This window comes from Burkholderia sp. Bp9012 (assembly GCF_003853825.1).
GTDB classification, from domain to species: Bacteria; Pseudomonadota; Gammaproteobacteria; order Burkholderiales; family Burkholderiaceae; genus Burkholderia; species Burkholderia diffusa.
In genome coordinates this window covers 16,377-29,207 of sequence record NZ_QTQA01000039.1, presented here as the reverse complement: position 1 = coordinate 29,207, position 12,831 = coordinate 16,377, and the positions used below count along the sequence as shown (strand labels likewise).

Annotated in this window: 10 protein-coding genes; 7 read left to right on the top strand and 3 right to left on the bottom strand. The window is 68.6% G+C overall.

What is annotated here, in order from left to right:
* The gene (gene xdhA / locus DIE11_RS33150; RefSeq protein WP_124629557.1) at window positions 1-1,572 is read right to left on the bottom strand and encodes a xanthine dehydrogenase small subunit; all 1,572 of its coding nucleotides are present in this window, start codon (window positions 1,570-1,572) and stop codon (window positions 1-3) included.
* Between the two features lie 348 nt (window positions 1,573-1,920).
* On the opposite strand from xdhA, the gene DIE11_RS33145 reads away from it, so the two are divergent.
* Window positions 1,921-3,135 carry an MFS transporter gene (locus tag DIE11_RS33145; RefSeq protein WP_124629556.1) on the top strand — a complete coding sequence of 405 codons (1,215 nt, stop codon included), beginning with the start codon at window positions 1,921-1,923 and terminating at the stop codon, window positions 3,133-3,135.
* Window positions 3,136-3,248: 113 nt separating this feature from the next.
* Here DIE11_RS33145 and DIE11_RS33140 read toward each other — a convergent pair whose 3' ends face one another.
* Window positions 3,249-4,139 carry a DMT family transporter gene (locus tag DIE11_RS33140; RefSeq protein ID WP_108064726.1) on the bottom strand — a complete coding sequence of 297 codons (891 nt, stop codon included), beginning with the start codon at window positions 4,137-4,139 and terminating at the stop codon, window positions 3,249-3,251.
* A 133-nt stretch (window positions 4,140-4,272) separates the two neighbouring features.
* Between DIE11_RS33140 and DIE11_RS33135 the strand changes: the two genes are divergently transcribed.
* Window positions 4,273-5,208: an AraC family transcriptional regulator gene (locus DIE11_RS33135; RefSeq protein ID WP_059604501.1), complete on the top strand. Its 936-nt coding sequence runs from the start codon at window positions 4,273-4,275 to the stop codon at window positions 5,206-5,208.
* A gap of 63 nt (window positions 5,209-5,271) precedes the next feature.
* On the opposite strand, the gene DIE11_RS33130 is transcribed toward DIE11_RS33135, so the two are convergent.
* On the bottom strand, window positions 5,272-6,483 hold the full coding sequence (locus DIE11_RS33130) for an alanine--glyoxylate aminotransferase family protein (RefSeq protein ID WP_059604498.1): 1,212 nt from the start codon (window positions 6,481-6,483) through the stop codon (window positions 5,272-5,274).
* Between the two features lie 755 nt (window positions 6,484-7,238).
* On the opposite strand from DIE11_RS33130, the gene DIE11_RS33125 reads away from it, so the two are divergent.
* The 5 genes from DIE11_RS33125 (at window position 7,239) to DIE11_RS33105 (ending at window position 12,826) form a co-directional block, all read left to right on the top strand.
* Entirely contained in the window at window positions 7,239-8,225 is a 987-nt protein-coding gene (locus tag DIE11_RS33125) for a LysR family transcriptional regulator (protein WP_124629555.1), read from the top strand.
* A 30-nt stretch (window positions 8,226-8,255) separates the two neighbouring features.
* Entirely contained in the window at window positions 8,256-9,254 is a 999-nt protein-coding gene (locus tag DIE11_RS33120) for a 2-hydroxyacid dehydrogenase (protein ID WP_124629554.1), read from the top strand.
* Between the two features lie 119 nt (window positions 9,255-9,373).
* Entirely contained in the window at window positions 9,374-10,141 is a 768-nt protein-coding gene (gene bluB, locus DIE11_RS33115; protein WP_059604489.1) for a 5,6-dimethylbenzimidazole synthase, read from the top strand.
* Window positions 10,142-10,402: 261 nt separating this feature from the next.
* Window positions 10,403-11,572: an MFS transporter gene (locus DIE11_RS33110; protein ID WP_124629553.1), complete on the top strand. Its 1,170-nt coding sequence runs from the start codon at window positions 10,403-10,405 to the stop codon at window positions 11,570-11,572.
* A 93-nt stretch (window positions 11,573-11,665) separates the two neighbouring features.
* Window positions 11,666-12,826: an MFS transporter gene (locus DIE11_RS33105; RefSeq protein ID WP_124629552.1), complete on the top strand. Its 1,161-nt coding sequence runs from the start codon at window positions 11,666-11,668 to the stop codon at window positions 12,824-12,826.
* Window positions 12,827-12,831 lie beyond the last annotated feature (5 nt).

The following is a 12,831-nucleotide window of genomic DNA, read 5'->3' as shown; positions in this document are numbered from 1 at the left end:
TCAGACGCGCGCCGCGACATCGGCAACGTCGGCGCCGGCTTCGGCGGCCACTTCACGCACATTCAGGGCTTGCGGCGGCAGCGGGTCGTGCGGACGCGTCTCCAGCCAGAATCGATACATCAGGTTCTTCGCGGTATCGAGGCGATACGCGCTCGTCGCACGCATGTCGGTGAGCGGCTGGTAGTCGCGCTCGAGCGCCTGCATCGCGGCCTGCGCGGTGGCTTCGTGCCATTGCGCGCCGTCGAGCAGGCTTTCCGTGTGCGTCGCGCGCTTCGGCGTCGCGGCCATCCCGCCGAACGCGATGCGCGGCTCGCGGATCAGTTCGCCGTCCGCGATGAACGCGAACGCCGCGCACACCGCCGAAATGTCGGAGTCGAAGCGCTTCGACAGCTTGTACGTCCGGAACTGCAGCTTCGCACGCGCGCCGGTGCGGGTCGGCACCTTCAGGCCGACGACGAATTCGTGCGGCGCCATGTCCTTTTGCTGATAGCCGGTGTAGAGCGCCTCGAGCGGCAGCTCGCGCACCGTGTCGCCGCCGCGCAGCACGACCCGCGCGCCGAGCGCGATCAGGCCCGGCATCGAGTCGCCGATCGGCGAACCGTTCGCGACGTTGCCGCCGATCGTCCCCGCGTTGCGGATCGGCAGCGACGCGAAGCGCTTCCACATTTCCGTCAGTTCCGGATACGTGTCGGCGAGCGCCGCATACCCGTTCTCGACCGTCACGCCCGCGCCGATCTCGATCCAGTCGTCGCCGCGCACGACGTTCTGCAGTTCGGCGATCTGGCCGACGTAGATCAGGTCGTCCAGCCGGCGCATCTGCTTGGTGACCCACAGGCCGATGTCGGTGCTGCCGGCGAGGATCCGCGCAGCGGGACGCTCGGCTTTCAGCGCGGCCAGCGCGTCGAGCGTGCGCGGCGCCGCGAAGCGCGCGCCGTCGGCCGTCGTGTAGTCGAACGTGTCGTCGCGCTTGAGCGTTGCGAGCGTACGGGCGAGCGTGGCCGTGTCGACCGGCGCGGTAGACGCCGGCGCACCTTCGCCGGTTGCGTCGAACATCTGCACGGCCGCGTCGACGATCGGGCGGTAGCCGGTGCAGCGGCACAGGTTGCCGGTCAGCGCATCGGCGATCTCGGTGCGCGTCGGCACGTCCTTCGCCTTTGCACACGCACTGCCGCAGCCTTCGTGGCCATGCTTCTCGTACAGCGCCCACATCGACATCACGAAACCGGGTGTGCAGAACCCGCATTGCGACCCGTGGCAATCGACCATCGCCTGCTGCACCGGGTGCAGCGAACCGTCCGGCTGGCGCAGGTCTTCCACCGTGAGCAGCGCCTTGCCGTCGAGCGTCGGCAGGAACTGGATGCAGGCGTTGACGGCCTTGAACGCGACGGTGCCCGCGTCGGTCAGCTCGCCGACCACGACCGTGCACGCGCCGCAGTCGCCTTCCGCGCAGCCTTCCTTGGTGCCGGTGCAGTGCGCGTCCTCGCGCAGGTATTGCAGCACGGTGCGGGTGACGTCCGCGCCGCTGACTTCGCGGACCGCGTGACGATGGTAGAAGCGGATCGGCTCACTCATGTCTCTATCGTTCTTCAAGTGGGGGCAAGGCGGCCTGCGCGGGGCGCTCGACCGACGTTTCTCTGACAGTTTGCACGCTATCACCATCAAATTCCGCAACCCATAGCCCATCACGCATGGGGCCCATATAACTGCCGCGATATGGGCGCCGAGGCCGCACGGCGGGCGTCGAGCACCTTGCCCCATCTGGGTTCCAGGCCTGCCGGCACCGTTCCGTCAGCGATTCTTCGGCAACGGAAACGGGTCGCGATTAACTAAATGGTACCTGCATGAAAACCGGTTCCATGGGAAAATCCCGATTCCCTTTTTCGCCGTCTTCCGCCCGTTTCGCCCATTCGTTCCGACCCCATGTCAACCGATTCCGCCACACCGCCGCGCAGCGGGTTCGCGGTCACGCTGCAAATCGTGTCCGTCGTCTGCTTCACGTTCATCTGCTACCTGACCATCGGCCTGCCGCTCGCGGTGCTGCCGGGCTTCGTCCACGACGACCTCGGCTTTTCCGCCATCGTCGCGGGCGGCGCAATCAGCGTCCAGTATTTCGCGACCCTCGCGTCGCGCCCGCTCGCCGGGCGCTTCGCCGACACACTCGGGCCGAAGCAGACGGTGCTGCGCGGGCTGATCGGCTGCGGCGTGTCGGGCGTTCTGCTGCTCGTCGCGCTGCTGCTGGCCCACTGGCCGGTCGCGAGCCTCGTGCTGCTGGTCGCGAGCCGGCTCGTGCTCGGCGTCGGCGAGAGCCTGTGCGGCACCGGCGCGATCCTCTGGGGCATCGGCCGGGTCGGCGTCGCGCACAACGCGAAAGTGATTTCGTGGAACGGCATCGCGACCTACGGCGCACTCGCGCTCGGCGCGCCCGTCGGCGTCGCGATCGCGCATACGTTGAATCCGGCGCTGATCGGCGTGATCGTGATCGCGCTCGCCGCGACCGGCTTCTACCTTGCACGCCTGATCGATTCCGTGCCGCTCGTGCACGGCGAACGGATGTCGTATGCGAGCGTGTTCACGCGCGTGCTGCCGCACGGCCTCGGTCTCGCGCTCGGCTCCGCCGGCTTCGGCTCGATCGCGACCTTCGTCACGCTGTACTACGCGGCGCGCCACTGGCCGAACGCCGCGCTGTCGCTGACCGTGTTCGGCACGCTGTTCATCGGCGCGCGCCTGCTGTTCGCGAACACGATCAAGACTTACGGCGGCTTCCGCGTCGCGATCGTGTCGTTCGCGTTCGAATGCTCGGGCCTCGTGCTGCTGTGGCTCGCGCCGGTGCCGCACGTCGCGCTCGTCGGCGCCGCGCTGACCGGCTTCGGCTTCGCCCTGATCTTCCCGGCGCTCGGCGTCGAGGCCGTCGGGCTCGTGCCGCCGGCAAGCCGCGGCGCGGCGCTGTCCGCGTATTCGGTGTTCCTCGACCTCTCGCTCGGCATCACGGGCCCGCTCGCGGGCTATGTGGCCGGTGAGTTCGGCTATCCGCAGGTGTTCCTGTTCGCGGCGGTGGCCGCGGCGGCAGGCGTCGCGCTGTCGATGGTGCTGTATCAGCGGCAGGCGCGGGTCGCGGGGAGCGGCGCGGCGGCTTGAGCGAGCCGCTCGCCGGACGACCAGGCGGCGGCTGCCCTGGCGCCCAAAGGAAAACGCCCGCATCGCGCGGGCGTTTTTTTGTTTCCGGCGGCCATCGCGACGGGCCGCCCCGGTCAGGCCGTTCGCAGGAACAACCGTCGCGTCAGGTCGAACGCGACGAGATTGCCGGCCACCACGAGCAACAGCCCGACCACCGCGAGCGGCGACCACTGGTAGCCCTCGAAGACCGTCGACACGGCAAGCGCGACGATCGGGAACAGCACCGTGCAGTATGCGGCGCGCTCGGGCCCGATCCGGCCGACGAGGGTCAGGTAAGCAGTGAACCCGATCACCGAGCCCGGCACGGCCAGATAGAGGAGCGCGCCGAGATAGCGCGGGCTCGGGTCGATCATGAACGGCAGCCCGGCCATCGCGCTGCCGACCGTCAGGATCGCCGCGCCGATCAGCATCGCCCAGCCGTTGGTCACGAGCGGGTGCAGGCCCATCGACTGCATCCGGCTCGACAGCAGGTTGCCGGCCGAGAAGCACATCGTGCCCGCGAACGCGATCGCGAGGCCCGTCCAGGTCGCGTGATCGTCGAGATGGCCGGCCATCTGCTGCCAGAACAGGCATGCGATGCCGGTCAGCCCGAGCAGCGCGCCGGCGATCGCGGACGGCCGCAGCGGGCGGCCCATGAACAGCCGGCCGTTGATCGAGTTCAGCAGCGGAGCGGTCGAGAAGATCACGGCGACGAGGCCGCTTGGCACGACCTGCTCCGAATAGTAGAAGCACAGGAAATTCAGGCAGAACAGCGCGAAGCCCTGCGCGACGAGGTAGCGCCACGCCTCGCGCGGCGGGCGCACCGGCCGGCGCATCACGCGCAGCAGCGCGAACAGCACGGCGGCCGCGAGCCAGAAGCGCCACGCGATCGACACGGGCGGCGGCACGGCGCCGAGCTGCCATTTGATCGCGATCCAGGTGGTGCCCCAGATCAGCACGGTAACGAAATAGAGCGACAGGTTCATGGCGGCAACGAAGCGGAACGAGTGAAGCGGACTCCGACTGTGCCGCCACCCTGCCCGCGCGGATTGTCCGGAATTGCGGTCTTTTTCGGGTGGCCGCACGGCGCGCTTCGCGCGCGCTTATACTCGCCCCATCATGAGTTCGCCCCTGTACGCCCCGCCCATCGACCACGCGGCTGCCCTTGCCGGCGGTGCGATGCCGTTCGGCCTGCAGTCGGTGTGCCGCACGCTCGCCGAGGCGAACGCGACGCTCGAGCGCTTCACGTGGCTCGGCGACCATCTCGCGATCGCCGAATGGACGCGCATCACCGACGAAAGCGAAACGATCTACGAACAGCCCGGCCACCACACGCTGTCGTGCTATCTGGACGGCGGCTACCGGACGGAGCGCGAACGCGTGCCGCGCTACGGCGCGCCGAGCCTGCTGTGCGCGCTGCCGGGCGACCATGAGTCGCGCTGGTGGGTGCGCGGCGAGATGCACTTCATCCACCTTTACTTCCTGCCCGAGCACTTCACGCAGCGCGCGATCCGCGAGCTCGATCGCGAGCCGCGCGAGCTGAAGCTCGCCGACCGCACCTATTTCGAGGATGCACGCGTCGCGGCACAGTTCCGTTCGCTTGCGCTCGAACGCTGGGACGATGCCGACGGACGGCTGCGCGTCAACGAAGCCGCGCACGACGTGCTGAGCCTGCTGCTGCGCGGCCAGAGCACGACGCGCACCGATGTGCCGTTCCGCGGCGGACTCGCGCCGGCCGTGCGCCGCCGCGTGCGCGACTATATCGACAGCTACCTGTCGCAGCCGCTGACGCTCGGCGAGCTGGCGAACGTCGCCGCGCTGTCCGAATACCATTTCTCGCGGATGTTCAGGCTGTCGTTCGGCCGCGCGCCGCACGCGTGGGTGGCCGAGCAGCGGCTCGCGCGGGCGCGCCTGCTGCTGCGCACGACGGCGCTACCGCTCGCGCAGGTCGCGGCCGAATGCGGCTACGCGAACGCCGGCCACTTCAGCCACCGCTTTCGCGACGCGCACGGCACGACGCCGAACGCGTACCGGCGCGCGATGCAGGGCGGCTGAACGCCGCACCCCGGCTGTCGACGAGGCGGTTTCGTGCCGCGCACCCGCCTCGCGTCTCTCCGCTCACGTACCGCGCCGCGACAGTTCCTGCTCGAGCGCAGCCACGCCGGCCGGCAGGTCGACCGGCACCTTCAGGTCGACCATCGTGCGGCCGAACGCGTGCAGCGTGCGGAACAGGTTGTGTTCGCGGCACTGTTCGCCCATCTGCCCGATCCGCACGATCGGCAGCCCGAACGAGCCCGAAATCTCGACCTGGTACTGCTTCGAGATATGGCCGCACACCATCCCGGGCGTGAGCCCTTCGGGCGTCTCGATCCCGACCACCGAGTTGAGCCGGCAGTCCTTCGGCGCATAGAGCGCGAGCCCCATCGCCTCGACGCCCGCCTGCAGCGCGAGCGAGCAGCGCAGGTGGCGCGCGAAGCGACTTTCGAGCGTCTCCGCGCAGACGAGCCGCAGCGCCTCGTGCAGCGCGAGCACGCCCGACACCGGCGCCGTGTAGTGATAGCCCGCGTTGTGCCAGAAGTTCTCCGCGAGCGCCATGTCGAGGCACCAGTGCGCGTTCGGTTCCGGACGATGCTTCATGCGCTCCCACGCGGCGTCGGAGAATGCGATCAGCGACACACCGGGGATCGACGACAGCCCCTTCTGGCCCCCCGTGATCACCGCGTCGATGCCCCACGCGTCCATCTCGAGCGGCATCGTCGACAGCGTGCACACCGCGTCGACCACGACCAGCGCACCGGCCGCCTTCGCGAGCGCCGCGATGTCGCGCAGATCGCGGTTCCACACGGTGTTCGACGTCTCGCCCTGCACGATCGTGACGATCTCGGGCCGCTCCCGCGCGATCGCGTCCGCGATTTCGTCGAGGCTCGCGACCGAGCGGTCGGCCACCTCGAGCGTGGCGACGTCGGCGCCGACGCGCGTGGCCATCTCGGCCATCCGCGCGCTGAAGAACCCGTTGCGGATCGACAGCACGCGCGTACCGCGCCACGCGAGGTTCGAAATCGCCATCTCCATCGCGGCCGAGCCGGGGCCGGCAACGCCGAGCACCCACTTCGTGCGGGTCTGGAACACGTAGCGCGCCATCTCCTTCACCTGCTCGATGATCTTCGCCATCGTCGCGCCGAGGTGGTTGATCACGATCGTGTTCGCCTTCGCGACGGCGGCCGGGATCGGGACCGGGCCGGCCCCCATCATCAGCAGCGGTTCTTCGGGCAGGATCGCGTCGAGCGGCACGACGACGGGACAGGGAATCGGCGAGTAATCGATGGACATGGCAGGCAAGGGAGGTAGGAAGAAAACGCTCGGACGTCGTTCGCCGCACGGCACGGCCAACTGGTCGATCATTCCGCGTTCCGCGCTCGCGCGCAAGAGGCACGCGCGGCCGGACAGCGTGACGCTGGCCCGGTCGACGGACCGGGCCAGCCAGCCGGGCCTGCGTCGCACGACCGGGTTGCGCAATCCCGCAGCATTGCCGTGCGCATGCGAAACGGTTCCATCCGCGGTTCGATGTCCGCGATTTTCTCGCGCAGTATTGCGACGCGCTCCGGATGCCCGCGTTCTGCACGATACATGCATCAACCGGAATACCGGCCATCACGATGAAAATCGTGCAGAGTGGAATCGGCCCACGAAAACCAGACCCGGGCAAAAAACATCCATTATCGCGGCATCAATTGGTGAGCGATTTCACCCAATACCGCACCCCGCCACACACGATCACGCACAATACATTGATTTACATGACAAATATTCAAACCGCCGGCAGTTTCACTCAATACACTTCCGGCTATCCCCCGCACACACACACGCCACTTCCCCGCTAAATCGATACCCGCGATTTCGATTTTACGCAACCCGCCCTTTTTCTCAGGTTGACGGATATCGGTTCTGTAATGAACAATCGTCTGCAGAATCGAAATCCGATTTTTCGATATGGGCCAGAACCTGGTGTCACGCGACGCTTTTCCAGGTCGCGCAACGAAAAATCACAACCAAAATCAATCAACCGGGCCAGAAATTCGCGAGCCATGAACCAGATTCAGACCATGCGTGTGTTCGTCTGCGTCGCCGAACAGCAGAGCTTCCGGCGCGCGGCGCACCATCTAGGCGTATCCAATGCGCTCGTCACGCGCTCGATCGCGATGCTCGAGTCTCACCTGAACACGCGGTTGATCCACCGCACCACGCGCAACCTGTCGCTGACCGAGGCCGGCCTGCGCTACCTCGACGGCTGCCGTGCGCTGCTCGAGGAATTCGATCATCTCGAGGCGTCCGTCGCGCACGCCGTGCGCGAGCCGGCCGGCACGCTGCGCGTGGTCGCGTCGGGCCTGCTGTCGCCGCTTGCGCTCACCCCGCTCGTCAGCAGTTTCCGGCACCGCTACCCGGAACTGCGCGTGCAGCTTACCGTCGCCGAAGGGCCGCTCGACGTGCTCGAATCCGGCTACGACGTCGGCATCGCGACGGGCAACCGGCTCGACGGCAACCCGACCCTGATCGGCCACGCACTCGCACCGAACCCGTTCGTCGCCTGCGCGGCGCCCGCGTATCTCGAACGGCGCGGCGAGCCGCGCGCACCCGACGACCTGCCGGGCCACGACTGGGTCGCGCTCGCGCCGCACCAGCATGCGCCCGCGTGGCGGCTGGTCGGCCACGACGGCGTCACGCATTCGATCACGGTGCGCCCGACCTGCACGGTCAACCAGCTGGCGCTCGTGCAGGCGGCGGCCGTCGCCGGGTCCGGCATCGCGGTGCTGCCCGAGGCGAGCATCGTCGACGCGCTCGCCACCGGCACGCTCGTGCGGCTCCTGCCCGCCTACCGGATCGACGACACGGACACGCAGCTGTCCCTCGTCTACCCGAACCGCCAGTACGTGCCGGCCCGCACGCGAAGCTTCGTCGAGCACGCGCTCGAGCATTTCGGCGCACAAGCGGCCCGCGAGCGGACCGGCTACGGCTTCCTGCGCACGCCCGATCGCACCGACATCGCCACCGGCCGGCAGACGGGCCTGCAGTAAACTGCACGCGACAGCCATCGGAGGTGCAGCGTGCGTGTAATCCTGTTCAGCAGCCGGCAGTACGACGACGAATCGTTTACCGCCGCCAACCGGCAATTCGGCTATCGGCTGCACTTCCAGCCGTCGCACCTCGACGCGGAGACCGCGATCCTCGCGCACGGCTTCGAGGTCGTCTGTCCGTTCGTCAACGACACCGTCGACGCGGCCGTGCTCCAACGGCTCGCTGACGGCGGCACGCGCCTGATCGCGCTGCGCTCGGCGGGTTTCAACCACGTCGACCTGGCGGCCGCGGAGCGGCTCGGCATCGCCGTCGTGCGCGTGCCGGCGTATTCGCCGCATGCGGTTGCCGAACACGCGGTCGCATTGATCCTTGCACTCAACCGCCGGCTGCCGCGCGCGGTCGCACGCACGCGCGAAGGCGACTTCTCGCTGAACGGCCTGCTGGGCTTCGACCTGCACGGCAAGACCGTCGGCGTGATTGGCACCGGCCTGATCGGCAGTGTGTTCGCGAAGATCATGATGGGCTTCGGGATGCACGTGCTCGCGCACTCGATGCCGCCGTACGACGACGAATTGATCGCGTTCGGCGCGCGCTACGTCGAACTCGACGAGCTGCTGCACCATTCGGACATCGTCAGCCTGCACTGCCCCCTGCTGCCGTCGACGCACCATCTGATCAACGCGCAGACACTCGCGCGGATGAAGCACGGCGCGATGCTGATCAATACCGGCCGCGGCGGCCTCGTCGACGCGCAGGCGCTGGTCAACGCGCTCAAGAGCGGCCAGCTCGGCCATCTCGGGCTCGACGTGTACGAGGAGGAGAGCGGTCTGTTCTTCGAGGATCACTCCGACCTGCCGCTGCAGGACGACGTCCTCGCGCGCCTGCTGACGTTCCCGAACGTGATCGTCACGTCGCACCAGGCGTTCTTCACGCGCGAGGCGCTCGCCGAGATCGCGCACACGACGCTGCTGAACATCGAGGCGTGGCACGCCGGCACGCCGACCAACGTCGTCACGACGGGGCGCTGATCCTCGGCGCTCGGCGCACGTGATCCGTCAACGATTCATCATTTTGTTTTGACTGATGTAACGCCGCCCGTCCGGCGTCTGCTATCGTTGCGCCGACTTCCCCCTTGCTTCTGCCGCTCATGCGTTTCGACGACTCCGCCATTGCCGCGGTCTACCGCGCGATCTTCGAACGGCGCGACATGCGCCACTTCACGCCGGCGCCCGTCGATCCGGCCACGCTCGCGCGGCTGCTGCGCGCCGCGCACCACGCGCCGAGCGTCGGCTTCATGCAGCCATGGCGCTTCATCCGCATCACCGATCCCGCGCTGCGCACCGCGATCCACGCGCTGGTCGAGGCCGAGCGCCGCGCGACCGCCGACGCACTCGGCGAGCGGCAGGACGAATTCATGCGGCTGAAGGTCGAAGGGGTGCGCGAATGCGGCGAGTTGCTGGTCGTCGCGCTGACCGACGATCGCGAGCGCCACGTGTTCGGCCGCCGCACGCTGCCGGAGATGGACCTCGCGTCCGCCGCCTGCGCGATTCAGAACATGTGGCTCGCCGCGCGCGCGGAAGGGCTCGGGATGGGCTGGGTGTCGCTGTTCGACGTCGACGCGCTGCGCACGCTGCTCGGCATGCCGGCCGGCGCGAAGCCGATCGCCGTGCTGTGCGTCGGGCATGTCGATGCGTTCTACGCGAAGCCGATGCTCGAGGAGGAGCGCTGGGCCGCGCGGATGCCGATCGAGGCATGCCTGTTCGAAAACGGCTGGGACGCACCGGTGATGCAGGCCGCCGATTGCACGGCAAACGCCGGCGCGACAGCCGGATCGTCGCCATCGCCGTCGCCCGCAGTTGCCGAACCGGACGACCGCTCAGACTCGGCACCCGCCGGCGCCCTGCCCGAACGCTGACCGAACCCACAGCGCGCGTAAGGCGCCGCTCCACCGGCGTCGCTCCGACCCGAATTTCGCCGCGCGCCGCCGCTGGACCCGCCCAATCCCACACTGTGAGGCGCCCCCGGCCGTTACCGCGTCGCACGCCGGCAACATCCGTTTTGGCCCCGAGCATAGGGGTTTTCACTGAAGTAGAATCGCGGCTGATGCCTCTCCGCCCCGCCCGCCCCGCGCATCCCGCGCCGACCTCGGGCCGCGGCCTTTCCGTAGCCCACCGCGATGCCGTTACCTCTCTTCGCCCTTGCCGTTGCCGCATTTGGAATCGGTACCACCGAGTTCGTGATCATGGGGCTGCTGCCCAACGTCGCCCGCGACCTCGGCGTGTCGATCCCGGCCGCCGGCATGCTCGTGTCGGGCTACGCGCTCGGCGTGACGATCGGCGCGCCGATCCTCGCGATCGTCACCGCGAAGATGCCGCGCAAGCGCGCGTTGATGGGCCTGATCGGGCTGTTCATCGCGGGCAACCTGTTCTGCGCGATCGCGCCCGGCTACGCGGTGCTGATGGCCGCGCGCGTCGTCACCGCGTTCTGCCATGGCGCGTTCTTCGGGATCGGTTCGGTGGTCGCGAGCAACCTGGTCGCGCCGAACCGGCGCGCGCAGGCGATCGCGCTGATGTTCACCGGCCTCACGCTCGCGAACGTGCTCGGCGTGCCGCTCGGCACCGCGCTCGGCCAGGCGTTCGGCTGGCGCGCGACGTTCTGGGCCGTCACCGGCATCGGCATCGCCGCGGCCGCCGCGCTCGCGGTCTGCCTGCCGAAGAACCTCGCGATGCCCGACACCAGCATCACGCGGGAATTCAGCGTGCTGAAGCACCCGCAGGTGCTGATGGTGCTCGGCATCAGCGTGCTTGCTTCCGCGAGCCTGTTCAGCGTGTTCACGTACATCACGCCGATCCTCGAGGACGTGACGGGCTTCTCGCCGCGTCAAGTCACCTACGTATTGCTGCTGTTCGGCCTCGGCCTGACGGTCGGCGGCACGCTCGGCGGCAAGCTCGCCGACTGGCGCCGGATGCCGTCGCTGATCGCGACGCTCGCGCTGATCGGCATCGTCCTCGCACTGTTCGCGGGCACGATGCATTTGCCGTTCGCGGCGCTCGCGACGATCTTCGTGTGGGGCATCCTCGCGTTCGCGATCGTGCCGCCGCTGCAGATCCTGATCGTCGATCGCGCGAGCGACGCGCCGAACCTCGCGTCGACGCTGAACCAGGGCGCGTTCAACCTCGGCAATGCGACGGGCGCCTGGCTCGGCGGCATGGCGATCGGCTCCGGCATGTCGCTCGTGAACCTGCCGTGGGTCGGCGTCGCGATGGCTGTCGCGGCACTGGCGCTCACGCTGTGGTCGGCGTCGCTCGAACGCCGCCCGGTCGCCGTGCCGACCGAGTACGTGTAACGCAACCCTGCTGCAATCGTTGCGCGCACAACTCCATGCGAACCTGATGGCCTTCATGGACCTTTCAGGGTCCGCGGTGTAGCATCGCGCCCGATGAAAGCCATTCTCAACCGTGATTTCCTTGCGCTGATCCTGAGCGTCGCGGTCGTCGGTCTCGGCACCGGCGCCACACTGCCGCTCACTGCGCTCGCGCTGACCGAGGCCGGACACGGCACCAACGTCGTCGGCATGCTGACAGCCGCGCAGGCCCTGGGGGGCCTCGCAATCGTCCCGTTCGTCACCGCGCTCGCGCGACACATCGGCTCGCGACGCGCGATCGTCGTGTCGGTCGTACTGCTTGCTGCAGCCACCGCGCTGATGCAGTTCACGTCGAACCTGATCGTATGGGGCGTGCTGCGCGTGCTGTGCGGCGCGGCGCTGATGTTGCTGTTCACGATCGGCGAGGCGTGGGTCAACCAGCTCGCCGACGATTCGACGCGCGGCCGCGTGGTCGCGATCTACGCGACGAATTTCACGCTGTTCCAGATGGCGGGCCCCGTGCTCGTCAGCCAGATCGCCGGCGCGACGAGCATCCGCTTCGCGCTGTGTGGCGCACTGTTCCTGCTCGCACTGCCGACGCTCGCGACGATCCGGCGCGCGCCGCTCGCCGGCGACGACGCGCATCACGCAGCGCACGACAGCTGGCTCGCCGTGCTGCCGCGCATGCCCGCGCTGATCATCGGCACCGGCTTCTTCGCGCTGTTCGATACGCTCGCGCTGTCGCTGCTGCCGCTCTATGCGATGGATCACGGCGTCGCGAGCGCGACCGCCGTGCTGCTCGCATCGATCATGCTGTTCGGCGATACGGCGATGCAGTTCCCGATCGGCTGGCTCGCGGACAAGCTCGGCCGCGAACGCGTGCACCTCGGCGCCGGCTGGATCGTGCTCGCCGGCCTGCCGCTGCTGCCGCTCGTGATCGCCGATCCGTGGCTGTGCTGGCCGCTGCTGTTCGTGCTCGGCGCGGCGGCCGGCAGCATCTACACGCTGTCGCTGGTCGCATGCGGCGAACGCTTCCGCGGCGCGGCGCTCGTCACCGCGAGTTCGCTCGTGTCGGCATCGTGGAGCGCCGCGAGCTTCGGCGGCCCGCTGGTTGCCGGCGCGTTGATGGAGCAACTGGGCAGCAACGCGCTGATCGGCGTGCTGGTCGTCTGCGCCGCCGCGTTCGTCGCGGCCGCGCTGTGGGAACGACGCGCCGCGTTGCAGCGCGCGGTCTGACATTG

Bases quoted from the DNA above. Each gene is read 5' to 3' on its own strand.
- DIE11_RS33110 (WP_124629553.1), top strand. From the start codon at position 10,403: ATGCCGTTACCTCTCTTCGCCCTTGCCGTTGCCGCATTTGGAATCGGT.
- bluB (WP_059604489.1), top strand. From the start codon at position 9,374: ATGCGTTTCGACGACTCCGCCATTGCCGCGGTCTACCGCGCGATCTTC.
- DIE11_RS33125 (WP_124629555.1), top strand. From the start codon at position 7,239: ATGAACCAGATTCAGACCATGCGTGTGTTCGTCTGCGTCGCCGAACAG.
- xdhA (WP_124629557.1), bottom strand. From the start codon at position 1,572: ATGAGTGAGCCGATCCGCTTCTACCATCGTCACGCGGTCCGCGAAGTC.
- DIE11_RS33140 (WP_108064726.1), bottom strand. From the start codon at position 4,139: ATGAACCTGTCGCTCTATTTCGTTACCGTGCTGATCTGGGGCACCACC.
- DIE11_RS33130 (WP_059604498.1), bottom strand. From the start codon at position 6,483: ATGTCCATCGATTACTCGCCGATTCCCTGTCCCGTCGTCGTGCCGCTC.
- DIE11_RS33135 (WP_059604501.1), top strand. From the start codon at position 4,273: ATGAGTTCGCCCCTGTACGCCCCGCCCATCGACCACGCGGCTGCCCTT.
- DIE11_RS33105 (WP_124629552.1), top strand. From the start codon at position 11,666: ATGAAAGCCATTCTCAACCGTGATTTCCTTGCGCTGATCCTGAGCGTC.
- DIE11_RS33145 (WP_124629556.1), top strand. From the start codon at position 1,921: ATGTCAACCGATTCCGCCACACCGCCGCGCAGCGGGTTCGCGGTCACG.